The organism is Ulvibacterium marinum (assembly GCF_003626755.1).
In the GTDB taxonomy this organism is placed as follows: domain Bacteria; phylum Bacteroidota; class Bacteroidia; order Flavobacteriales; family Flavobacteriaceae; genus Ulvibacterium; species Ulvibacterium marinum.
On the sequence record NZ_RBCJ01000002.1, the window covers coordinates 162637 to 185037 of the forward strand.

General features: G+C 41.1%; 18 protein-coding genes and 1 tRNA gene. 14 read left to right on the forward strand and 5 right to left on the reverse strand.

The genetic code is table 11. From position 1 onward, the window contains the following. The first annotated feature begins 23 nt into the window (after positions 1-23). From D7Z94_RS07855 to bshB1, 4 genes are all read left to right on the forward strand, one after another. Entirely contained in the window at positions 24-2672 is a 2649-nt protein-coding gene (locus D7Z94_RS07855) for a hypothetical protein (RefSeq protein WP_147415850.1), read from the forward strand. 181 nt (positions 2673-2853) lie between these two features. After that, positions 2854-4263 carry an MATE family efflux transporter gene (locus tag D7Z94_RS07860; RefSeq protein WP_120711027.1) on the forward strand — a complete coding sequence of 470 codons (1410 nt, stop codon included), beginning with the start codon at positions 2854-2856 and terminating at the stop codon, positions 4261-4263. A 40-nt stretch (positions 4264-4303) separates the two neighbouring features. After that, positions 4304-5479, forward strand: coding sequence for a trans-sulfuration enzyme family protein (locus tag D7Z94_RS07865; RefSeq protein ID WP_120711028.1), 1176 nt, complete (start codon positions 4304-4306; stop codon positions 5477-5479). A 39-nt stretch (positions 5480-5518) separates the two neighbouring features. Then, positions 5519-6241, forward strand: a complete 723-nt coding sequence (bshB1, locus tag D7Z94_RS07870; RefSeq protein ID WP_120711029.1) for a bacillithiol biosynthesis deacetylase BshB1 — start codon at positions 5519-5521, stop codon at positions 6239-6241. Here the strand turns inward: bshB1 and D7Z94_RS07875 are convergent. After that, positions 6238-8328 carry a tetratricopeptide repeat-containing sensor histidine kinase gene (locus D7Z94_RS07875; RefSeq protein WP_120711030.1) on the reverse strand — a complete coding sequence of 697 codons (2091 nt, stop codon included), beginning with the start codon at positions 8326-8328 and terminating at the stop codon, positions 6238-6240. The genes bshB1 and D7Z94_RS07875 overlap by 4 nt on opposite strands. A gap of 223 nt (positions 8329-8551) precedes the next feature. On the opposite strand from D7Z94_RS07875, the gene D7Z94_RS07880 reads away from it, so the two are divergent. Beyond that, positions 8552-8627, forward strand: a tRNA-His gene (locus D7Z94_RS07880). 42 nt (positions 8628-8669) lie between these two features. Here D7Z94_RS07880 and D7Z94_RS07885 read toward each other — a convergent pair. Continuing rightward, on the reverse strand, positions 8670-10232 hold the full coding sequence (locus D7Z94_RS07885) for a M28 family peptidase (RefSeq protein WP_120711031.1): 1563 nt from the start codon (positions 10230-10232) through the stop codon (positions 8670-8672). Between the two features lie 203 nt (positions 10233-10435). Continuing rightward, on the reverse strand, positions 10436-10627 hold the full coding sequence (locus D7Z94_RS07890) for a LuxR C-terminal-related transcriptional regulator (protein ID WP_120711032.1): 192 nt from the start codon (positions 10625-10627) through the stop codon (positions 10436-10438). A gap of 217 nt (positions 10628-10844) precedes the next feature. Here D7Z94_RS07890 and D7Z94_RS07895 point away from each other — a divergent pair, with 217 nt between their 5' ends. From D7Z94_RS07895 to uxaC, 6 genes are all read left to right on the forward strand, one after another. Then, positions 10845-11231 carry a hypothetical protein gene (locus D7Z94_RS07895; RefSeq protein WP_120711033.1) on the forward strand — a complete coding sequence of 129 codons (387 nt, stop codon included), beginning with the start codon at positions 10845-10847 and terminating at the stop codon, positions 11229-11231. A gap of 299 nt (positions 11232-11530) precedes the next feature. Further along, positions 11531-12466, forward strand: a complete 936-nt coding sequence (locus D7Z94_RS07900) for an RraA family protein (RefSeq protein WP_120711034.1) — start codon at positions 11531-11533, stop codon at positions 12464-12466. Positions 12467-12529: 63 nt separating this feature from the next. Further along, positions 12530-12967, forward strand: a complete 438-nt coding sequence (locus D7Z94_RS07905) for a nuclear transport factor 2 family protein (protein WP_120711035.1) — start codon at positions 12530-12532, stop codon at positions 12965-12967. A gap of 166 nt (positions 12968-13133) precedes the next feature. Then, on the forward strand, positions 13134-14174 hold the full coding sequence (locus tag D7Z94_RS07910; RefSeq protein WP_120711036.1) for a sugar kinase: 1041 nt from the start codon (positions 13134-13136) through the stop codon (positions 14172-14174). 69 nt (positions 14175-14243) lie between these two features. Further along, complete coding sequence (locus D7Z94_RS07915; protein ID WP_120711037.1) at positions 14244-14912, forward strand: bifunctional 4-hydroxy-2-oxoglutarate aldolase/2-dehydro-3-deoxy-phosphogluconate aldolase; 669 nt, start codon at positions 14244-14246, stop codon at positions 14910-14912. A gap of 6 nt (positions 14913-14918) precedes the next feature. Beyond that, positions 14919-16328, forward strand: a complete 1410-nt coding sequence (uxaC, locus tag D7Z94_RS07920) for a glucuronate isomerase (protein WP_120711038.1) — start codon at positions 14919-14921, stop codon at positions 16326-16328. A gap of 1 nt (position 16329) precedes the next feature. On the opposite strand, the gene uxuA is transcribed toward uxaC, so the two are convergent. Continuing rightward, positions 16330-17544 carry a mannonate dehydratase gene (gene uxuA, locus D7Z94_RS07925; protein WP_211341767.1) on the reverse strand — a complete coding sequence of 405 codons (1215 nt, stop codon included), beginning with the start codon at positions 17542-17544 and terminating at the stop codon, positions 16330-16332. Positions 17545-17620: 76 nt separating this feature from the next. Continuing rightward, positions 17621-18430 (reverse strand): SDR family oxidoreductase, encoded by an 810-nt coding sequence (locus tag D7Z94_RS07930; protein ID WP_317125772.1) that lies wholly within the window; start codon positions 18428-18430, stop codon positions 17621-17623. Positions 18431-18553: 123 nt separating this feature from the next. Between D7Z94_RS07930 and D7Z94_RS07935 the strand changes: the two genes are divergently transcribed. The 3 genes from D7Z94_RS07935 (at position 18554) to D7Z94_RS07945 (ending at position 22339) form a co-directional block, all read left to right on the forward strand. Continuing rightward, the gene (locus D7Z94_RS07935; protein ID WP_120711041.1) at positions 18554-19384 is read left to right on the forward strand and encodes a fumarylacetoacetate hydrolase family protein; all 831 of its coding nucleotides are present in this window, start codon (positions 18554-18556) and stop codon (positions 19382-19384) included. 112 nt (positions 19385-19496) lie between these two features. After that, positions 19497-22049 carry a glycoside hydrolase family 2 protein gene (locus D7Z94_RS07940; protein ID WP_120711042.1) on the forward strand — a complete coding sequence of 851 codons (2553 nt, stop codon included), beginning with the start codon at positions 19497-19499 and terminating at the stop codon, positions 22047-22049. Continuing rightward, positions 22013-22339 carry a hypothetical protein gene (locus D7Z94_RS07945; RefSeq protein WP_120711043.1) on the forward strand — a complete coding sequence of 109 codons (327 nt, stop codon included), beginning with the start codon at positions 22013-22015 and terminating at the stop codon, positions 22337-22339. The genes D7Z94_RS07940 and D7Z94_RS07945 overlap by 37 nt, the downstream gene beginning before the upstream one ends. Positions 22340-22401: the final 62 nt, after the last annotated feature.

Sequence of the window (22401 nt, forward strand, 5' to 3'; positions counted from 1 at the left end):
TCTTCTCACAAGCTCCAAATGCTTTGGCTGATATTAATCTTGCCAACGCCTCCTATGCCGAGAAGATATACGTTCAATTGGATAACTATGCCTATCACAACCGGGATACTATATGGTTTAAGGCTATTGTGACCGATTCTTATTTACATCTCCCATCCTCCAAAAGCAAGGTATTGTACATAGAATTAATTGACCAAGAGGAGGAAATCCTAGAAAAGAAAACCTTAAAACTCCAAGAAGGCCTTGCCAATGGATTCTTTGAATTGCTACAAAATTATCCGGGCGGTAAATATTTAATTAGGGCCTACACAAGATGGAATATGAATTTCGATGATGATTTCATTTTCAAGACCTATATAGATGTTTTTGATTTCGACTTATCCAGTATAGAACAAAAGCCAATAGGGCTAATAACACAGACAGAAATGAGCAATGGAACTTTTCAAATTTCGGCGGAGATATTCCCCAAAATATTGGATAGTCTCCGGACGGCTGATAGTATGTTGTATTTAGATTGGGGCCAAGGGAAGGATTCAATTGCCATCGAAAGAACGGGAAAGAGCCCATTTCGGTTTGTATATGATTTGCCAAAAACCACACAGATACTACGATTGAACCTCACAGCTGGAAACAAGAATTTTGGGAAATCGATTCTATTGAAAAAGGGCGAATTAAGCGTACGGTTTTTTCCCGAAGGAGGAAACCTGGTCAATGGATTGAAGAGCACTTTGGGTGTAAAGGTCTTGGATGAAAATGGCGACGGTCAAAAGGTTTCGGGCTATATTTCGGATAATCTAGGGAACCGCATGGTCGATTTCAAAACGAATTTTCTTGGAATGGGTAAAATTGCGTTTACCCCAGATATTTCAAAAACATATTCGGCAAAAATTACTTCTGCAGAACAAATAAATAGGACATGCCAACTTCCAAAAATAGTTGAAAGAGGAGACGTTTTATCGGTGACCGAAGACAATCTCAGAATAAAAATAAAAGTAACCTCAAACCACAAACAAGATGATAGCCTGTTTATTCGTATTAAACATCGGGGAGCTTCAAAACATCTGATTAAAACAAAGTTTCAAAATGGAACCTGCTTACAATATATCAACAAATCATTTTTGCCCCGGGGTATCTTTGAGATAACCCTGTTGGACCAAAATAAGAGACCTACAAATGAACGTTTATGGTTTGTGGACAATAAAAGACAAAAGTTGACAATAAAAGCTTTGACTGAATTTGATTCTTATACATCTAGGGGAAAGGTACGAATGAATTTGTACACGGCAAACACAAATCTAGGTCCAACACCTTCCAATTTGAGTGTTATGGTTACTGATAACGACTATTACAGGTCACTAAATTTGCAACGACCCAATATTCTGTCGTATTTCCTGCTACAATCCGAACTACGTGGAATTATAGAGAACCCGGCCTATTATTTTCGGGAAGATGCTGATTCCGAAGATTTGGATGCCTTATTGTTGACTCAAGGTTGGCGCAGGTATAAGTATGATAAAGCTGAGCAGGCTCATCCCATCCCTCCGGAAAAGGAGTTGTCCATTTCCGGTCAGATAGAGGGTATAAAGAACAAACGGCATCGAAAGAATCCTGAACTTACTCTAATGACCTTTGGTGAACCTACAAAAGTCTTTCAACCATTAGTAGATAGTATCGGACAATTTAATTTGAATCTTCCCGATTCCTTTGGCCATGGTGTTCCGTTTGTGGCCCAAGTGAAAGATGAAAAGGGTAGGGACAGGGGACTTTCTATACAGATTTCTCCCAAAGCAACACCCGAGGTTAAATATGATCATCAAAGAAATACTGTTCCAGTAGATTCATTGGTCGAGAGACGCGTTGCTGAAACCATTGAAATTGCAAAGCAATCAGATCCGTTCAGTATTCCGGAAAACACCATTGCTTTGGATGAGGTGGTGCTAACGGATTATGCTCTAACACCGGAACGTGAAGCGATGAAAAAGTTGCACGGTCCTCCCAATAGAGTGATTGAGAGTAGAACATTACTAAAAAAAATGAAAAATTGGACGGGATTCCTTTTTGATTGGCTACATTTTAACATGGGAGATGAAATTGATATTATACATAGACCCAACATCAAGTTTGCCAATGTTATTGGGTCTGATTTTACCTACGTAGTTATTGACGGCGAAGTTGTAACCAATTATGGACTTCTTCAAAACATTGCGGTGAAATCCATTAAAAGTGTTGAAATCATTAAGAATACACCCTCTGCCCATGCGAGGTATGCATCCGATGTGTTTCCTGGGGTGCCAATTATTTTTATAAAGTTAGAATTTCCTCTTGCATCTGTTCTTGCCATATATACAAATTCCGGTTCCGGGCTATCAGAAGCTTTGGGAAGGCAAAAAAGTCTTTTTAAAGATATAATCCCGCAATACTCGCCGGTTAAGGAATTTTATATGCCAGATTATTCCCGAATGGAAGATGAAGAAACACAAACTCCGGATTTACGCAAATTACTTCTCTGGAAACCAGCTTTACAGACAAATGAACATGGGGAGGCCAGAGTGGAATTTTATAATGGAGATCTTTTGGGTACAAAGTTGATTATTGTTGAAGGAATTGATAAGGATGGCAATTTGGGGTATAAGGAAATCGAATATAGGGTTGTTGAGAATAAAAGTCCCTGAATTGGAAACTTTTTCTTTTTTTAATAGGCCAGATAAGAAAAATTACGATATTTGCACCATTATGAAGTTATAGAAATTATGTACACCATAGATGTCATAGGGTTTAAACCAAAAAAGTAATCGATTTTCCAATCGGTCTACTTGACATCTTTCTCTTCGTTCAACATAATTTCTTTACATAATGACACATAATAATACACTTACTTTTAAAAAGCTTTTTCAATATTTTATTACCGCTGTAACCGGTAAAGAGACCGAATTTACCACCGGAAGTATTCGCAAGGCCATATTTATGCTTTCCATCCCCATGATCTTGGAGATGATGATGGAATCTATTTTTGCAATAGTAGACATTGCCTATGTTTCGCAGGTTAGCGTAAACGCAGTGGCAACAATAGGCCTTACGGAATCCGTCATTACCTTGGTATATGCCGTGGCCATTGGCCTCAGTATGGCGGCGACGGCGGTTGTGGCCCGTAGGATAGGCGAAAAGGATATACAAGGCGCTAGGGAATCTGCAGTACAGGCCATTTTACTGGGCATTTTGGTTGCTGTTTTGGTCGGAATAATAGGATTCTTGTATGCAAGGGAAATCTTGGCGCTTATGGGTGCGGAGCAGGATTTAATAGATGAAGGCTACGGATACACCAAATGGCTTATAGGGGGCAATATTACCATCTTATTGCTATTCCTTATCAATGCCATTTTCAGGGGTGCGGGAGACGCCTCCATTGCCATGTGGACTTTGGTTTTATCCAATGGACTGAATATAATCCTAGATCCCATATTTATCTTTGGATGGGGACCTATTCCAGAATTCGGGGTCATGGGAGCTGCCATAGCCACTAATATCGGCAGGGGAACCGCCGTACTGTTCCAATTGGGGATACTATTTTTTGGCTGGGGCCGTATAAAACTTGCGGCCAAGGATGTTGTACTGAACTTCAAGGTCATGTTTAATTTGGTAAAGGTTTCTTTGGGAGGAATTGCCCAATTCCTGATCGGAACCTCAAGTTGGGTGTTCCTTATGCGGATTATTTCTGAATTTGGAAGTGAAGTACTGGCGGGTTATACCATAGCAATTCGCGTAATGCTCTTTACGTTAATGCCCTCATGGGGGATGAGCAATGCCGCTGCAACATTGGTAGGTCAGAACTTGGGAGCAAAACAACCGGACAGGGCGGAAACTTCCGTTTGGAAGACCGGTAAATACAATGCCTATTTCATGGCGATCGTTTCCGTCATTTATTTGTTTTTCGCCAAGACCATTGTGGGGTGGTTTAATGATAACCCCGTGGTGATTGAAAATGGGGGTCTTTGCTTACAAATTATTGCGGCCGGATATATTTTCTATGCCTATGGCATGGTAGTTACCCAGGCATTCAATGGAGCTGGGGATACCGGAACGCCCACAAAGATAAATTTGGTGGCTTTTTGGTTATTTCAACTACCCGTAGCCTATCTAGGTGCCATAACTTTTAATTTAGGTGCTATGGGTGTTTTTATTGCCATTACCACCGCCGAGGTTTTGCTTGCCATTATTGCAATTGTTTGGTTTAAAAAAGGGAATTGGAAGCGGGTTCAGGTTTGAACCGTTTTCTTAACTTTGACTATTTCCAATTTAATTAGGGATGGATAAAAATAAAAAGGGACTCAATACCATTTGTACCCATGTGGGCGAGGTGAAGGATAATGAATACAAAGGAGCTACTTCGCCCTTGTATATGAGTACGTCCTATGCCTTTGAGGATGTGGATGTGAAACGGTATCCACGGTATTTTAATACGCCCAATCAGGAAGCTTTATGTAAAAAAATAGCTGCTTTGGAACATGCCGAAGCAGCTTTGATTTTTGGAAGTGGAATGGCTGCAATAAGTACGGCCTTGTTGACTTTTTTAAAGGCGGGAGACCATATTGTGCTGCAGCAAATCCTATACGGGGGGACATATCATTTGATAACGGAGGAATTCAATAAATGGGGTATTGAATATTCATTTACCCAAGGATGGCGACCGCAAGACTTTGAAGATCTTATTAAAGAAAATACAAAAGTGATTTATATTGAAACTCCGTCCAATCCACTCTTGACGATTACTAGTTTATCCGGGATTGCCGAAATTGCAAAAAAACACGGTCTCATTTCAATGATAGACAACACCTTTGCAAGTCCGGTAAATCAGAACCCTATAGATTTCGGAATCGACGTGGTCATCCATAGCGCCACCAAGTACATGGGCGGGCATTCTGATATTTGTGCCGGAGCAGTAGCATCTACAGATGAGAATATTGCACGTATCTTTAGTTTGGCCAAAAATTTAGGTGGAAGTTTAAGTGACTATACCGTTTGGTTGTTGGAACGAAGTATGAAGACCATGGGCATTCGCGTAAAGGCACAGAACGAAAATGCGCAACGCATGGCCGAGTATCTGGATTCGCATGATGATATCCAGAAAGTCTATTATCCAGGACTGCCAGATCATCCGGATTACGACATAGCAAAATTACAAATGAAAGGTTTTGGAGGAATGCTCTCTTTCGAATTAAAGGAAAATTTGGATGCTCTACAATTTCAAAAGGCATTGGAATTGATCAAATCCTCAATGAGTTTGGCCGGAGTGGAAAGTACAGTTTTGTCACCAGCACGCACATCGCATGCTCTTTTAGGAGCCGAAGAACGAAAAAGGCAAGGAATTTCCGATGCGCTCATCCGCTTTTCGGTAGGGATAGAGGAGCCGGAAGATCTAATGGCCGATATAGAGCAGGCTTTGAAAAAGACAAAAAATGCCGGTCAGATGCAGAAACGGTAATTAAAAACTTAACTGACCAAATTTAACTAAACCACAAAAATGAAATTAGACATACTGGTATTCGGAGCTCATCCGGATGATGCGGAATTGGGAGCTGGGGCTACAATGGCAAAAGAGATTGCCAATGGCAAGAAAGTAGGTATCATAGATCTTACGAGAGGTGAACTGGGAACTCGGGGATCAGCCGAAATACGGGATAGGGAAGCCGCCAGGGCAGCAGAGATACTGGGGATAGAAGTACGGGAAAATCTGGAATTTGCAGATGGGTTCTTTGTAAATGATAAAACACATCAATTGGCCATTATCCGTATGGTTCGAAAATATAAACCGGAAATTGTGTTGTGCAATGCGGTTGATGACCGTCACATAGATCATGCCAAAGGAAGCAAATTGGTAAGTGATGCTTGTTTCCTAAGTGGCCTGATAAAAATTGACACCAAATTGGATGGGGACGATAGTTGGCAAGACCCTTGGCGTCCTAAGCAGATCTATCATTTCATTCAATGGAAAAATCTAAAACCTGATTTTGCCGTGGATGTTTCCGGGTTCATTGAAAAGAAGAATGAGGCAATTTTAGCCTATAGTTCGCAATTTCATGACCCAAACAGTGAAGAGCCGGAAACGCCGATAAGCAGCAAGAATTTTCTGGATAGCGTTAATTATCGCGCCAGGGACTTGGGAAGGTTGGTAGGAGTTGAACATGCTGAGGGATTCACCGTTGAACGCCCAATAGCGGTCAAAAATCTGGATACACTGATTTAAACCGCTTTTTGGTATTCCTTGCTGGCCTTGGGTACGGTGAAAAAGAAAGTTGACCCTTTCCGGAGATAACTTTCTACCCAGATAGTTCCACCATTCTTTTCTACCATTTCCTTACATAGGGAAAGGCCAAGACCTGTACCTTTTTCGTTATCGGTGCCATAGGTAGTTATATTGGAATTGTCGTCAAAAATTTTTTCTTGGGTCTCCCGATCCATCCCGACTCCTGTATCACGTACCGAGATTTCCCAATGTTTGTTTTTTTCTATTGCCTTTAAGGTTATCATTCCGTCTTTTGGGGTGAACTTGAGTGCATTACTTATGAGGTTCCTGATCACGATATCTATCTGGTTCGCATCTGACCAAGCCATGGTGTTCGGTGTGAGTTGACTCGTTATTTTAATGGACTTGTTCGTAGCAATTTCGGAAAGGAGATTTATGTTTTCCTCAACAATATTTTCCAAGGGAATTATCCTAGGTTTGGTAGTAGCACCGTTCATTTGGGATTTACCCCATGATAGAAGGTTGTTTAAGGTGAACGCTATATGGTCTATATCCGTACGTAACTTTGGTATAAAGTTTAAAAATTCGGTTTGGTCGATTTCCTTTTCCTTAAAAAGTTTTAATAACCCCTGAAAAGCTCCTATGGGTCCTCTTAGGTCATGGGCGATAATAGAGAAAAGTTTATCCTTGGTTTCATTGATTTCCCGCAGCTCCAAATCGTTTTGTTCCAGTTCTTCCGCTTTTATTTGCAGTCTCTTATTGAGTTTTTTCTGTATTTTTTCACCCCTGTGTACGAGAAAGGTAACTACCACGAAAACTAAAAGGATGGCAAGTGCCGCATTTACATAGTTCCGTTGGGTGGCCAATGCCATTTCATTTTCACGGACCAATGCCATTTTTTGTTTTTCATGCTCTACCTTGGTCTTTAACATCGTAAGACCTTTCTTGTTTTCATTACGGGAAAGCGTATCAGAAAGACTTTGGTAAACTTCATGGTATTTTAAGGCGGTAGCAAAGTCCTGCTTGTTCTTATTAATTTTATAAAGAGTTCCGGCACATTTTTGGGTACCTTCCTTAAAATTTATTTTTGTAGAAATCTTATAGGCCCTAAGTGCATAGTGTTGGGAGATACTGTCATTCTTAAGTCCTAAATGTGCTTCGGCCATTCCGTTCAGCAAATCGATTTCTCCTCGATCATCATCCAACTTTTTGTGGAGCATTTCAGCTTGATTGTACCAGTAAAGGGCCCACTTGTATTTTTCCTGCTTTAAGTAGGTCTTTCCTTTTACCTCGAAAGCAAAGGCGAGCCAATCCCTTATGTCGTGCTTTTCAAAAACAGTAATACTACTATTAATGTTGAACATGGCATAATCCAGTTTTCCCATATCGGCATACACCGAAGCCATATTGCTCATCGTTTCCGCGGAAGTAACTTCATTGCCAATTCCCTGATTTATTTTTTTAACGATTTCGTAAAAATCCAAGGCCTGTTTGTAATCTTTTTGAGTGGCGTATAAATTGGCTATATTTTCATTTAAAATGGATAGCATAAGCTGATCATCCACACGTTTTGCAATCTCTATACTTTCGAGGTAACCACTAAGGGCTTTTGCATAATCTCCGAGATAACCGAATTCACCAGCCAAATTATTTTGTAACCGGAGTATAAGGTTGGGATTGTTTAGTTCCTTGGCCAATACCAATGCCTTTGTGTAGTGGGATATGCCCTCCGTATGATCTCCTCTATCGGAGTAATATTCTGCTATCCCCAACAGGGACATGCTTTCCCCTTTTTGGTATTCCGCGGATTCGCTATGTACAAGAGCTTCTTTGGAAAGTATTAAAAGGCTGTCCAAATTATAAAATCGCAATTCTGCCCCTAGACTGTTTAGCAAATTGATATATGTGGTATCCTGGGGATTAAAATTAGACTGGGACCTAATAGTGTTGATCTGGTCTTCCAGATCAGAACGTTTTGTAGATTGGGCAAAAGGAAAATGTATGGAAAGAACCCCGAAAACGCACAAAAGGATATAGTTTCTCCAATATTTTGGAAAAGATTTAAAGTAGGCATTTATTCGGGACATACTGTGTTGTCTTATAAATGCTTAAAATTAATTTCTCAATCCTAGTTGGTCTAATTAATGTTGTGAAACGGCATTTTTTGTGTGTTTTATCGGTATAAAAAGGTATTTCATCGATGTTTTTGATAAATTAAGCTATCTAAAAAACTACTTGGTTTTTTAAATTAGCCCTGTTAGATTTTGAAAGATCGATTAAAAAAAATTACCTTTGCCACCGCTCATAAATGGTGGTTGTAGCTCAGCTGGTTAGAGCGCTGGATTGTGGTTCCAGAGGTCGCCGGTTCGAACCCGGTCTTCCACCCAATTTTTAGCTTTAAGGTCCCGTTTGCAAAGGCGGGACTTTTTTATTTGCTAACCTTGTCCGCGACTACTTTCCGATCCCGGTTGGCCACTTCCCAAGCGGTATGGAAAATCAATTTGGTTCTGTTCATTAACAGGTCATAGTTGATTTTGTCCGGGGTGTCGCCGGGCCTATGGTAGTCGTTATGCGTACCATTGAAGTAAAAGATTATCGGAATAGTGTTTTTGGCGAAATTATAGTGGTCGCTTCTGTAATAAAAACGATTGGGATCATTCTCGTCATTATAGGTGTAGTCCAGCTCCAAGTTGGTGTACCTCTTATTTACTTCTTCGGAAAGTTGATGAAGATCGGTGCTTAGCTTATCGGATCCTATGAGGTAAACATAGTTTCTATCCCCTTCCCGTTTGGGATCTATCCTGCCTATCATATCTATGTTCAGATTGGCCACGGTTTGGTTTAGGGGAAAAATAGGTTCAAAATCCGTGTAGTATAATGAGCCAAGTAGTCCTTTTTCCTCGCCAGTAACATGAAGGAAAACAATAGAACGTTTAGGACCCTTGCCTGCGTCCGCAGCTTTCTTAAAAGCCTCGGCAATTTCTAACATAGCCACCGTACCAGAACCATCATCGTCCGCACCGTTGTTGACATCGCCATCCAGAGTAACCCCTATATGATCCAAATGGGATGAAATGATGATATATTCATCCGGTTTTTCGGAACCCTTAAGAATGGCAGCTACATTTTCTGAATTCACCATTTCATTTTGACTACTAATCTTAAATTCCAATTGTACCTGGACTGTTCTTGAAGTCGATTCATTTTCAATTTCTGGAAACAAGGCCTTGGCGAAATCCGTGTCAATGAAAAACTTATCAAATTTTTGATCTCCTTTAGATCTTAGCTCCATTTTTTCGTTGTTATTATTTTTCCTATACCGGAACTGGCTTTTGAATCTGCTGTAGTTCGCCGCATCATAATAGAGTATTCCTTTGGCACCCTTTTCCGAAGCCAGTTTCATACGTTTGCCCAAAGATTCCGAAAGATCGCTCCAAATTGACTTTTCCTGGGTACCGGAAATTTTATAGGTACCGTCCATTTTCTTTGGTTCGCCAGATTTCACCAATACCATTTTTCCGGTTACGTCCAATCCTTCATAATCGGAATATCCGTCTTCTTCAATTCCATATCCGGCGTAAACAATCTCTTTGTAGGAGGCGTTGGCTGCATTAAATGTAAGGATATGTTCCCCTAAAGAATATTCAAGGGTATTGAGATTAACACTTCCTGTAGGCAATTGGTTTATTTCTAGAGGTACGTCCTGAAAATAAACACCATTATCCTTGGCTGCGGGAATACCCAGTTTGGTATATTCAGATTTTAAATATTCCACTGCTTTTTTCTGACCGGGCTTTCCGGTTTCCCTACCTTCAAATTCGTCTGAAGCGTAGGTATAGAGATGCTCCTTTAACTCGGCTTCGGTAATAGTCTCCGCAAAAGAAATCGAACTGGTTTCTTGGACTGAATCCTGTGCGGTTTCCAGTACTGGTTTTTGGGAAGAGTTGCAGGCCATGGCCAAACCTACAATTGCAAAAACTATATTTTTCATCGTATCCTAGTGTTATATTCAAAATTCATCAAAAATAGTGAAAAGATTGCGAATAAAAGTTTAGCGGAAGAACCCCGAAAAAGTACGGAACAATGATAACCCATTAAAATAGTATCGGGTTTTCTATCTTTAATTTTTCTTGAATGCAAAACCAAAAAAAGGGTAAACTTTAAGCTCGTTTTTGGAATTTTAGATCGAAAGACTCACCTTTTAATAACCGGTATACCGAACAATAAAAACAAAGTGGGTTCTACATCGCTATTGGCCCTTTTTCTTAATATGGCGAATGCCCTCGTCATATGATATTCTATGGTCTTTTTGGAAACGTTGAGATATTCGGCAATTTCAATATTGCTAAGACCGTCCCGTTTGCCATTAAAGATATTTCCTTGCATTTAGGAGGTAAGTTTTAAATTTCTCGTTGGGCCCTAAAAAGTAGCTTTTCAAAAAATGCCTCGTCCCGCGATACAAATCTATCTAACTCCTCAATGTATTTTTTTTCTAGGGCCGTAACGGATTTTCGTTTTCTATATTGATCAATGAACTCATTGTGTGCCGATTTGTAAAGAGAACTTTTAATATCACTTCCAAGGAACTGGATACCTTGGCTTCGTGGTTAGAAAAAAAGGCAATCCAAAGACCTTTAGATCTTTTGTTGAAATCAATTATACTATAAACTACGCCATGGGGCAATACAATTCTGATAGGACGAAAAAGCATTTGCTTGAAAAAATAGAAAAGGACAAAAGTACCTATCAAAAGCTAAGACTTAGAAAATTGTTCAAGTACGCTGCCGATGCCTTAGTTTTTTTGGGAATAGGATTGGTCTATAAACAGATTTCCACTCCTGATAAAATTGTAGATTCGGAAATGGACCCTGCTGATAAGATTACCTTACAATTATCGGACGGCAGTACAAAGGTCCTTTCAGGAGAAGGGACAACTTCCGTATTGGACAAAGAGGGTATCGCATTGGGCTGCAAAATGGAAATCAACTGATTTATCACAAGTCCTCAGCAGGAAAAAAATCTGTGTATAATATCCGGGTGTCTCCATGTTGGAGAAAAATATGACCAGCCGAATGGGACCGGATAATCTGGAAACCAAGGTTTGGTGGGATCAATAAAAACTAGAATTATAAATTAAAAATCATAGTTGTTAGAGTTAGTTTGGTGATGGTTGACCCCTCCGAGCCAATAGTTTGGGGGAGTTCAACTTTTTTCATTCTATATCATAATTTTAGCTTATTTTCGAGTAGTACCATACTAACTTTCCAATTCAAAATATGTAAAGAAATCATGACAAATAAAAATTTTGTTTTTACCATTCTATTTTTGTGCTCTTTTTTGTTGGCATACCCCCAAGGCGTGGCGTCTACTCCGGAATACATTAAAGAACTGACCTCCAATTGGATAGGCCCGCGTTTTGATGACGGAAGGCCCAAGGTTTCGGATGCCTTGCTAAAAAGATTAAAAGGGATTCAGATGGAAGAAGCCTGGGGCTATCTGAGAGGACATGGCTTTCATAACCAGTACGAGGGTAATTGGCAGATTATTCATCCGGATAGCGTAATGACAGGTCGCGTGGTAACGGCTCAATATATGCCCTTACGCCCGGATTTTAAGCAGTTGATAAAAATTAAGGGTGCCCAGGAAAACCGAGACACGATAGGTGGAAGCAATTCATGGCCCATTGAAATTTTACAACCCAGCGACATTTATGTAGCCGATGGTTATGGCCGCGTAATAGACGGCACCCTAATAGGCTCAAATTTAGGGAATGCCATTTATGCAAATTCCCAGAATGGGGTAATCTTTGATGGTGGAGTGAGGGATCTAAAAGGCTTACGGGATATTAAGGGATTTAATGGTTGGATCCGTGGAGATGACCCTTCCTTTATTAAGGAACAAATGCTTACATCGATTAATGCACCGATTCGTATTGGAAGGGCTATTGTACTTCCCGGCGACGTCGTATTGGCTAATCGTTATGGAACTATTTTCATCCCTTCCCATTTGGTAGCGAAACTGGTATTGGCTTCTGAGGTGGTGGGCTTACGTGATCAATTTGGTTTTCAGCGCCTAAGGGAAAAAACATATACCCCTGGTCAAATAGATACAAAATGGACCGATGCCATCAAGGCGGATTTTAGAAATTGGCTAAACCAATACCCGGACAGTAAGTTACCCATGACCCGGAAGGAATTGAATGATTACATGGACACGCAGAACTAAAAGTCAAAAAGGAATACCGATTCTTCCCTTAATTTGAATACATTCCACTAAATTTCCAAAAAAATGAAAAAACCGATTTTTTATGCAGTTGCCCTCGCCCTGATATTTGTTGCAAGTTGTTCCAATCAGCTTAGTTCCATTGACAAGGATGAAGTTGTAAAAGCTGTAGACGCTTTGAATGAGGCGTTGGTACATCCAGAAAAGGAAAAATTGAAAAAGATTACTTCGGAGAATCTTACCTATGGGCATTCCAGTGGAATTCTGGAAAATCAAAGTGAATTCATAGATGCCCTTGTAAACGGGCCCTTTGATTTTTTATCCATAGCTACATCCCAAGATCAAATTACTATTTATGATGATACTGCTATAGCCCGTCATATTATGACAGCAAAGGGAGCCAATAATGGGGAACCGGTAGATGTAAATATTGGAATCATGTTGGTTTTTCAAAAAAGGGACGGGCAATTGTTTCTTTTGGCAAGACAAGCTTATAAGTTATAAACTTCCTTTGGCGTTTTAAATTTCAATACAAGAAAGAGAATTGTTAGTTTTAGCTATTTGTACCATTTTATGGATCATATCTTGTGCGGAGTTTTTTTGCAAATCGTAATTTTGATTTCTTGTTTAAATAGCTCAATTTTACGAGCGGCTAAAATCAATTGAATACATGAAGAAAGTAGTGACATTTGGCGAGATTATGCTTCGCCTTTCTCCACCCGGATTTTTAAGATTTTCACAGACCACAAGCTTTGATATCGTTTATGGTGGAGGAGAATCCAACGTAGCAGTATCCCTGGCAAATTATGGCGTCCCTGTAGATTTTGTGACCCGCTTGCCAAAGAACGATATTGGGGAATGCGCCTTAATGGAAATGAGGAAAAGAGGTGTTGGTACGGATAAGATCGTTTTCGGAGGTGACCGTTTGGGCATCTATTTCTTGGAGACCGGGGCGGTAAGCCGTGGCAGCAAGGTAGTTTATGATCGGGCACATTCCGCAATGGCAGAGATAAAGAAAGGCATGATAGATTGGGATGCGGTTTTCGAGGGAGTAGAATGGTTTCACTGGACGGGGATAACCCCTGCAATCTCCCAGGGTGCTGCCGATGTTTGCCTAGAAGCCGTAAAAGCTGCAAAGAAACATGGTGTTACGGTATCTACAGACTTAAACTATCGCGCTAAGTTATGGAAATATGGTGTTGAACCTGAGGGTATTATGACTGAATTAACTTCCTATTGTGATATTATTTTGGGCAATGAAGAAGATGCCGAAAAGCATTTTGGTATCAAGCCGGAAGGGTTGGATATCACTACTCAGGGAGAACATGTTAAGGCAGAGGCATTTCTATCGGTTTGCCAACAGATGATGAAAAAATTTCCCAATGCCAAAAAAGTAATAACCACCTTAAGGGGCTCCATTTCCGCCTCCCACAATACTTGGGCAGGAGTTTTATATGATGGAGAGACCATGTATAAATCACCCGAGTATCAAATTACTCATATTGTGGATAGAGTTGGAGGTGGTGACTCCTTTATGGGCGGCTTAATATATGGTTTGTTGCAATATCCTGATGACGACCAAAATGCATTGAATTTTGCCGTAGCCGCCTCCTGTTTAAAGCATACCATCAAAGGCGATGCTAATCTGGTTACCGTAGATGAGGTGCAAAAACTAATGAGAGGTGACGCCTCGGGTAGGGTAGCGAGGTAATCATAGAGTATAGGGGTATTTTATAATATTTGGATATAATGGTTTAGACCTAATCAATAACCGAGAAATATGGCGCAACATACAAGAATAGAAGTGGCCGGTGTAATGAAGGAAACCGGAATGGTTCCCCTGTTTTACCATCCTGATATCGAATTAGGGAAAAAGGTGCTAAAAGCTTGTTACGACGGTGGTGCACGCTTATTGGAATTTACGGCACGAGGTGATTTTGCATTCGAAGTTTTTTTGGAACTGAACAAATATGCCGTGAAGGAATTACCGGGAATGATTATGGGCGTAGGTTCCATTACCGATGCCGCCGCGGCATCCCTATTTATGCAGATAGGGGCCAATTTCATCGTCACGCCTTCATTGCGGGAAGATATCGCCTTAGTCTGCAACCGTCGTAAAATATTATGGTCTCCAGGTTGTGGTTCGCTTACGGAAATAAATAAAGCCGAGGAAATGGGTTGCGAAATCATCAAGCTTTTTCCGGGATCCACCTACGGCCCGGGCTTCGTTAAGGCTATTAAGGGTCCTCAACCATGGACCAGTATTATGCCCACGGGCGGGGTGAGCACGGAAGAATCAAATCTCAAGGCTTGGTTCGATGCAGGAGTGACCTGCGTGGGAATGGGTTCCAAACTTATTAGCAAAGAGATATTAGTGAACCAAAATTTTGAGGAACTACGAAACAGTGTTCGCAGAACATTGGATTTGATTAAAAAGTTGAGAAGTTAATAGCATATGAAGACCTTTATAACCGATGATTTTTTGCTGAACAATGATTTTGCTAAGATTTTATATCATGACTATGCCGAAAAACTTCCTATACTAGACTATCACAATCATTTACCGCCTAATGAAATAGCCCAAAACCGGGTTTTTGAAAACATAAGTCAAGTTTGGCTTGCCGGTGACCATTATAAATGGCGGGCTATGCGAGCGCTTGGAATCGATGAAAAATATATTACCGGTACCGCATCGGATGAGGATAAATTCTTAAAGTGGGGAGAGACTACGCCCTACACGGTCAGAAATCCGTTGTATCACTGGACACATTTGGAACTGCAACGTTATTTTGGAATAACGGAATTATTGACTGGGGAAAGTGCCGCATCCATATACGACCGGACCAGCGCAATGTTACAAGAGCCATCGCATCATACTATTCCCCTGTTGGAGCAACAAAATGTGGAAGTAGTCTGTACAACGGACGAACCTATAGACTCCCTGGAATACCATCGAGATATTTTGGAACAAAAAACAACAAGCATTAAGGTATTTCCTGCCTTTCGACCGGATAATGCTTTTGCCATAAATGGTGGATCCGCTTTTTTTGCCTATTTGGAAAAGTTGGAAAATACTACGGGAAAACCGATCAATTCCTATTCCGATTTGTTGGATACCTTGAGAGATCGTATCGATTACTTCCACGAAAATGGATGTCGCCTGTCCGATCATGGACTGGAACAAATGTATTATTATGAGGAAGGTGTCCATAGTTGCGAAAAACTATTTTCCAAAGCGAAGGAGGGCAAGACACTTTCGACCGACGAAATACACTATTTTAAAAGCCGTACCCTGTTGTTTCTTTGTCGCCTCTATCATAAAAAAGGGTGGACCCAGCAGTTTCATCTCGGTGCTATTCGCGATAATAACCAACGTCTACTTACCCAGTTGGGACCGAATTCCGGTTTCGATTCCATTGGGGATTTTTCCCAGGCCAAGGCCTTAAGGGACTTTTTGAACGATTTGGATAGCACGGACGAATTGGCCAAAACCGTGGCGTATAATCTAAACCCAGCGGATAACGAAGTTATAGCGACCATGGTGGGGAATTTTAATGACGGGTCCATGAAAGGGAAAATGCAATTTGGTTCGGGCTGGTGGTTTTTAGATCAAAAAGATGGTATGGAAAAACAGATGAACGCACTTTCCAATATGGGTCTTTTAAGTTGCTTTGTAGGCATGCTGACCGATTCCCGAAGCTTTCTGTCCTTCCCAAGACATGAATATTTCAGACGAATTTTATGTAACCTTATCGGTCAAGACGTTACCAATGGAGAACTGCCCGCCGATGAAAAATGGTTAGGAAAGATAGTGACCGATATTTGCTATCAAAATGCGAAGGACTATTTTAATTTTGCGGATTAAGTCAATCCATCAATTCTGGAATTGATTTTTTGATTCCCATTTCAAGGCCCCGAAGCTCGGCCAATCCCCTTAAGCGTCCTATGGCCGAATATCCCGGATTGGTTTTCTTGTGTAAATCGTCCAGCATTTGATGACCGTGATCGGGCCGCATGGGTATTTGATAATCGGTCCTTCCAGTCGATTTTCTTCTTTTTTCTTCGGTAAGTACACTTTTTACCATTCCATACATATCCACATTTCCTTCCAAATGGTTGGCTTCAAAGAAATTACCGGTTTTATCGTCCCTTTGGGTACTTCGTAAATGTAGAAAATGGACACGGTCCGCAAAACGCTCCATCATATGTACTAGATCGTTATCCGCCCTGGCTCCCAAGGAACCCGTACAAAATGTAATTCCGTTATTTATTGATGACACTTTTTCAAAAATATAGGCATAATCCGCCTCAGTGCCCATAATCCTGGGTAACCCTAAAATGGAAAACGGCGGGTCGTCCGGGTGGATGCACATCAAAATCCCATGTTCTTCGGCAACCGGTACCACTTCCCGTAAAAAATGCACTAAATGATTTCGCATTTCGGTCTCACCAATATCTTGGTAGGTATCCAAAATATCCTGAAACTTTTTCAAATCATATCCTTTTTCAGGAACAGGATAGCCTTCCGAAGAACCCGGTAGCCCTGCAATGATGGTCTTCACCAATTCCCAGGTATCCGTTTCGGACATTTGTTCAAAATAGGCTTTTGCATTTCGTATTTGGACATCGGAATAGGTCTTTTCCGCATCGGGTCGTTTCAGAATAAATAGATCAAAAGCAGCAAGGGCATCATGCTCAAAGGCTAGTGCTTTGGAATCATCCGAAACCAAGTAGTCCAAGCTTGTTCTTGTCCAGTCCAGCACTGGCATAAAGTTATAGCAAACTACCTTGATCTGGTTTTGGGCCAAATTGACCAAGCTTTTTTTATAGTTTTCAATATGTAGTTTATAATCGCCTGTTTGGGTTTTGATGCTTTCATGAATAGGCAGGGATTCTACTACCGACCATACCATACCAGACTTTTCAATTTCTTTTTTTCTACTCCCGATTTCTTCTACCGGCCATATCTCCCCATTGGGAATATGATGTAATGCAGTAACTATGCCCTGTACTCCGGCTTGTTTGATATCCTGAAGGCTAACGGGATCGCTAGGCCCGTACCATCGCCATGTTTGTAACATATGTATTCTATAGTAAGTTATTTATTAACTCTAAATTTTTGAGACTTTAACCTCAAACCTCAAACCTCAAACCTTCTTATACCCCACTAAAAGTACTGAAGCCACCATCTATGGGTAAGACAACCCCAGTGATAAATCGTGCCGCATCACTACATAAAAAGTGCACGGCACCATTCAATTCTTCCGCTTCCCCAAAGCGTCCCATAGGGGTATTCTGGATAATGGCATTACCACGCTCCGTATAGGAGCCATCGGGATTGGTCAATAATGCCTTGTTCTGGTTTCCAATGAAAAACCCGGGGGCGATAGCATTGACACGAATTTTGTCTCCAAATTTTGTAGCCATTTCAACGGCCAGCCACCGCGTAAAATTTTCCATAGCGGCTTTGGAGGCGGAATATCCCGCTACCCTTGTTATGACACGATCCACGGCCATAGAGGAATAGTTGATAATTACCCCTTCCTGTTGTTCCGCCATTACTTTTCCGAATATTAACGATGGTAGCACCGTTCCATTAAGGTTTAGATCCGTCACTTTTTTAAAATCATCCATGGACATGTCAAAAATGGTCTTATCCGGAGCAATAGTCGCTCCTGGAAGATTGCCTCCTGCAATATTCAGGAGTATGTCGATTCTTCCAAAATCCTTTACTATTTCTTGCTTAACTAATTTTAAGGACGCTTCCGAAAGAATATCTGCCTCGTAACTTTGGGCAACTCCACCTTTGGTACGAATTTCTTTAACCAGACTCCATAGAGCCTCGTTGTCTCTAGTCAGTAAAGCCAGTTTCACCCCTCCTTCGGCAAGGCTAGTCGCAATACTCCGGGCCAAGGCACCACTCGCTCCCGTAATAACGGCAACTCTTTTTGCAATGTTGAACATCATGTTCCAATAGATTAAGCGCCCAAGATAAAACAATATGGTTTAAAAACTAAACAAAGACGTTGTTTGATATAGAAGTATCCAAAAAACGATTAAATTTAGCGGGAATACTACAAATCAATTTACATGCAAATTTACAGGACGGAAGAAGGTGCCATAATCAAGAAGGAAGATTTATTTTATTTTAAGGAGATTGACCATTGGGATGCTTTCATCAACCGAAAAAACCTTCATAAGGCTTTAATGGAAGACGTTAAGGACTTTTCAATAGTTGATAAAAGTGTTTTGCAGAACGTTGTAATCCCAATGGGTACTCAAGAAATATGGGCTTCGGGAGTAACCTATATGCGAAGTAAGGAAGCCCGTATGGAGGAATCCAAAAAAGCAGGTGGGGGTACCTTCTATGACCGCGTATATGATGCGGAGCGTCCAGAACTCTTTTTTAAGGCCACTCCCCAACGAACCGTTGGAGATGGAGGTACAGTGCGCATCAGAAAGGATTCAGGTTGGGACGTGCCAGAGCCGGAGCTTACCCTATTTATCTCCTCGGAAGGAACAATCGAGGGATACACCATAGGCAACGATATGAGCTCTCGGAGCATTGAAGGCGAGAACCCACTATATCTTCCGCAAGCTAAAACTTATGAAGGTTGTGCCGGTCTTGGGCCTTGCATTTATGTACCCGAAGAACCGATTGATTCAAAATCAAAAATAAGACTTGAGATTTTGCGAAAGAATTCAATCGCCTTCTCTTCAGAGATCACAATTGATCAAATGAAGCGAAAGCATTCGGAACTGGTCGATTTTTTGTTTCGGGAGTGCAATTTTCCCAAGGGTTGCTTTTTAATGACCGGAACAGGGATTATTCCGCCGGATGAATTCACCTTACTGGTCGGCGATGAGATTCGGATCAGCATCGATCATATCGGGACCTTGGTCAATTTTGTTGGCCAATGACAAAAATATATTATTTGAAGGCGAATCATTTGTTATAGTCTTTAGGTGATATATGATGTTGTAGAAGCGGTTTTTTCCTGAGTTTTGGTTGCAAACCAAAAGTCCAAAAAGAATGCGTTTCATTCCCTATCTGAAAATTGCATATCCGTTTTTCATTTGTTCGTTTTTTACCTTTACCCTCTATTCACAGGAACTTCCGGAAGGATACCCGGAAACGTCTCGTCAGAAATTGGAAATTAACCAGGGTTGGCAGTTTTATCTGGAAACCAACCAAGGCAATGTTCTCGAGTTGGATGTAAACCGGGCCAAATGGGAAAGGGTCAACGTACCACATACCCTGGAACTTGTGCCTTCCGACGTTTCGGGGATGGATACCACATATCAGAACAAATTCCACCGCAACGTTGGTTGGTATAAAAAGCAATTGCCTATCCGGGCTACCAATGATGAAAGGATATTTTTGGAGTTCGAAGGTGTGCATCAAGTCACCAATCTCTGGGTAAATGGAATACATGTGGGCGAACATGCTATTGGAGGTTATACCCCTTTCCATTTTGATATTTCCGAATATGTAAAACGGGATGGGAGTCCCAATGAAATATTGATAAGTGCCGATAATCGTTTGAATCCAAATATCCCTCCTGATGGAAACCAATATGACTATATCAAGTTTAGCGGATTATATCGCGATGTATTTCTGGTCATTACGGACAATCTGTACGTCACTTTTCCCTGGGAGGCCCAAAATGCCGGTGTTTTTGTGACCACACCATCGGTAACACCCCAGAACGCCACTATAGATATAAGGACTACGGTTCGGAACGAATCTGATAATACACAAGATTGCAGATTGGTTAGCCGTATTGTAGATGCCGATGGAATAGTGGTTAGCCGGATGGAAACCCGGGCAAATATTCCAGCGAATAGTGATTATACTTTCTCGCAAATCGGAGGAATTACTGAAAATGTCAAGTTATGGTCCGCTGATCGTCCCTATCTCTATCGTGTAAATACAACTGTTTATAAAAATAACGAGCCTGTTGATTGTCTGGAAAATCCTTTAGGGATTCGAAAGTTTGAATTTGTCCGGGGGCAGGGTTTTTTGCTTAACGGAAAACCTATTGAATTAATAGGTGCCAATAGGCATCAGGCTTATCCCTTTGTAGGTGATGCGGTTCCCAACTCATTGCATTGGAAAGACGCCTGGCAGTTTAAGCAGGCCGGCTTCAATGTGGTTCGCCTCGCGCACTATCCCCATGACAATTCCTTCATCCAAGCTTGCGACGAATTGGGAATTTTGGTGTATGAAGAACCCCCAAGTTGGATTGGTATTGGTGATGAGCGCTGGTTTACGAATCTGGAGGAGGCCACACGGAGGATGGTGCGGAACCATCGCAATCATCCGTCCATATTAATGTGGGGCGGATCATTGAACCATCGCGGTCCAGTTCCTCAATTACACTATGCTTGTAAACAGGAGGATCCCACAAGGGTAACTGCCTCCAATGGTAGCCCTTGGAGTGGCCCAAGAAATTCAGGGATAACGGATATCTATACCCCAATGGACTATCAGAATATGGATTTGAACCCTAATGAATTTGTTTTTCTTTGTGAGCATGGCAGTTCGGCAGACGCCGGCAGAAATCAGTTTGAGGTTTCCAAAGCAAGGGCTTCGGCCAATCATCTCGGTGTTGCGGTATGGACCGCTCATGATTATCAAGCCTTTAAGCCAAATAGGGGATTGCATCCAAGACGTATATTTTCAATGTATAGAGAACCCAATCCTGTGTATTATTGGTATCAGTCGGAGTTATTGGAAAAACCCATAATACATATTGCCGATGAACGGGCCAGGATGGAAGGAAAGGTTTTAGTTTTTAGTAATTGTGAAGAAGTGGAACTTTACAAAGAAGACAAATTAATTGCCAGACAACAACCCGATCATGATAAGGAGAAACTATACGTGGATCACCCTTCCTTTACCTTTAACTACAGCTGGGAAGAAGGTAAATTGACTGCTAAAGGAATAAGGAATGGCCAACCGGTAACGGAATATAGCTTAACAAAAGCTGGTAAACCCTATATGTTGAAAGTGCTTATCGAGGAGGACAACCGACCGTTTTACGCAAATGGATCCGATATAAAAATGGTAAAAGCCTATATCTTGGATAAGGAAGGAAACCATGTCAGGATGGACTCTACCAAAGTAACCTTTACCATAAACGGGGTAGGGACAATAGTAGGGAATGCTTCAATAGGGGCAAATCCGAATAAAGCCTATTATGGGGTGGCATCTGCTTTGGTCAGAGCTACGGACAAGGTCGGAAAACTAACAATAAAGGCCTCTGCAAAAGGACTAAAGTCTTCTGAAGCTTCAATAACCACTATACCTTATGAAAACAATAAGGTTTTAGCAGAAGCTAAGCCTATCTACGAATTAAGGCAAGCTAAAATAGATTTGGGAGGAGACCAAGAGCGGTTACTTCAATTTGGTTGGACGGAATGGAACCCTTCCTTGAACCCAAAATCTGAAGACTTTCCAAACCTTAAACTAGGAATTAATGCCGAGGGCAATGAATTGGAATGGCAAAATGGTTGGGGACTATCCTCCAATTTGGCCTTGTTGGGATGGATGGTGCCAAAACAAAAGGAGAACTCCGTTTGACCATTTCCGGACTTCCAAAGGGAGAATACACATTAAAAACATATCATCATTTGATGGAAGAAGTCAGCCCTAAGCTTTCTTATAAGTTATTGATAGATAATGGGAGAAGCCAAAGTACGATTTCAGTTGTGCCATCGATGGGCAATCGGATGGGAAACTCGGAACCTACCTCAATATCCCATAGAATACGTTCCGGTGAAAGCAAATCGATTTCAATCCAAATAAAATCCGATGACAAGGACATCCCTGTTATTCTAAACGGACTCGAAATAAGTGAAATAAAAATTTGATTTTGCGAAACATTAGAGCCTGAAATATAATTTGGTATATTTAATTTTTTACTATTGCCGAT

What these genes read in the sequence shown, in the direction of transcription:
- uxaC (WP_120711038.1), top strand. Translation starts at nt 14,919, where the DNA reads ATGAAGACCTTTATAACCGATGATTTTTTGCTGAACAATGATTTTGCT.
- uxuA (WP_211341767.1), bottom strand. Translation starts at nt 17,544, where the DNA reads ATGTTACAAACATGGCGATGGTACGGGCCTAGCGATCCCGTTAGCCTT.
- D7Z94_RS07940 (WP_120711042.1), top strand. Translation starts at nt 19,497, where the DNA reads ATGCGTTTCATTCCCTATCTGAAAATTGCATATCCGTTTTTCATTTGT.
- D7Z94_RS07890 (WP_120711032.1), bottom strand. Translation starts at nt 10,627, where the DNA reads ATGCAAGGAAATATCTTTAATGGCAAACGGGACGGTCTTAGCAATATT.
- bshB1 (WP_120711029.1), top strand. Translation starts at nt 5,519, where the DNA reads ATGAAATTAGACATACTGGTATTCGGAGCTCATCCGGATGATGCGGAA.
- D7Z94_RS07875 (WP_120711030.1), bottom strand. Translation starts at nt 8,328, where the DNA reads ATGTCCCGAATAAATGCCTACTTTAAATCTTTTCCAAAATATTGGAGA.
- D7Z94_RS07935 (WP_120711041.1), top strand. Translation starts at nt 18,554, where the DNA reads ATGCAAATTTACAGGACGGAAGAAGGTGCCATAATCAAGAAGGAAGAT.
- D7Z94_RS07865 (WP_120711028.1), top strand. Translation starts at nt 4,304, where the DNA reads ATGGATAAAAATAAAAAGGGACTCAATACCATTTGTACCCATGTGGGC.
- D7Z94_RS07930 (WP_317125772.1), bottom strand. Translation starts at nt 18,430, where the DNA reads ATGATGTTCAACATTGCAAAAAGAGTTGCCGTTATTACGGGAGCGAGT.
- D7Z94_RS07945 (WP_120711043.1), top strand. Translation starts at nt 22,013, where the DNA reads ATGGATGGTGCCAAAACAAAAGGAGAACTCCGTTTGACCATTTCCGGA.
- D7Z94_RS07900 (WP_120711034.1), top strand. Translation starts at nt 11,531, where the DNA reads ATGACAAATAAAAATTTTGTTTTTACCATTCTATTTTTGTGCTCTTTT.
- D7Z94_RS07915 (WP_120711037.1), top strand. Translation starts at nt 14,244, where the DNA reads ATGGCGCAACATACAAGAATAGAAGTGGCCGGTGTAATGAAGGAAACC.
- D7Z94_RS07885 (WP_120711031.1), bottom strand. Translation starts at nt 10,232, where the DNA reads ATGAAAAATATAGTTTTTGCAATTGTAGGTTTGGCCATGGCCTGCAAC.
- D7Z94_RS07905 (WP_120711035.1), top strand. Translation starts at nt 12,530, where the DNA reads ATGAAAAAACCGATTTTTTATGCAGTTGCCCTCGCCCTGATATTTGTT.
- D7Z94_RS07910 (WP_120711036.1), top strand. Translation starts at nt 13,134, where the DNA reads ATGAAGAAAGTAGTGACATTTGGCGAGATTATGCTTCGCCTTTCTCCA.
- D7Z94_RS07860 (WP_120711027.1), top strand. Translation starts at nt 2,854, where the DNA reads ATGACACATAATAATACACTTACTTTTAAAAAGCTTTTTCAATATTTT.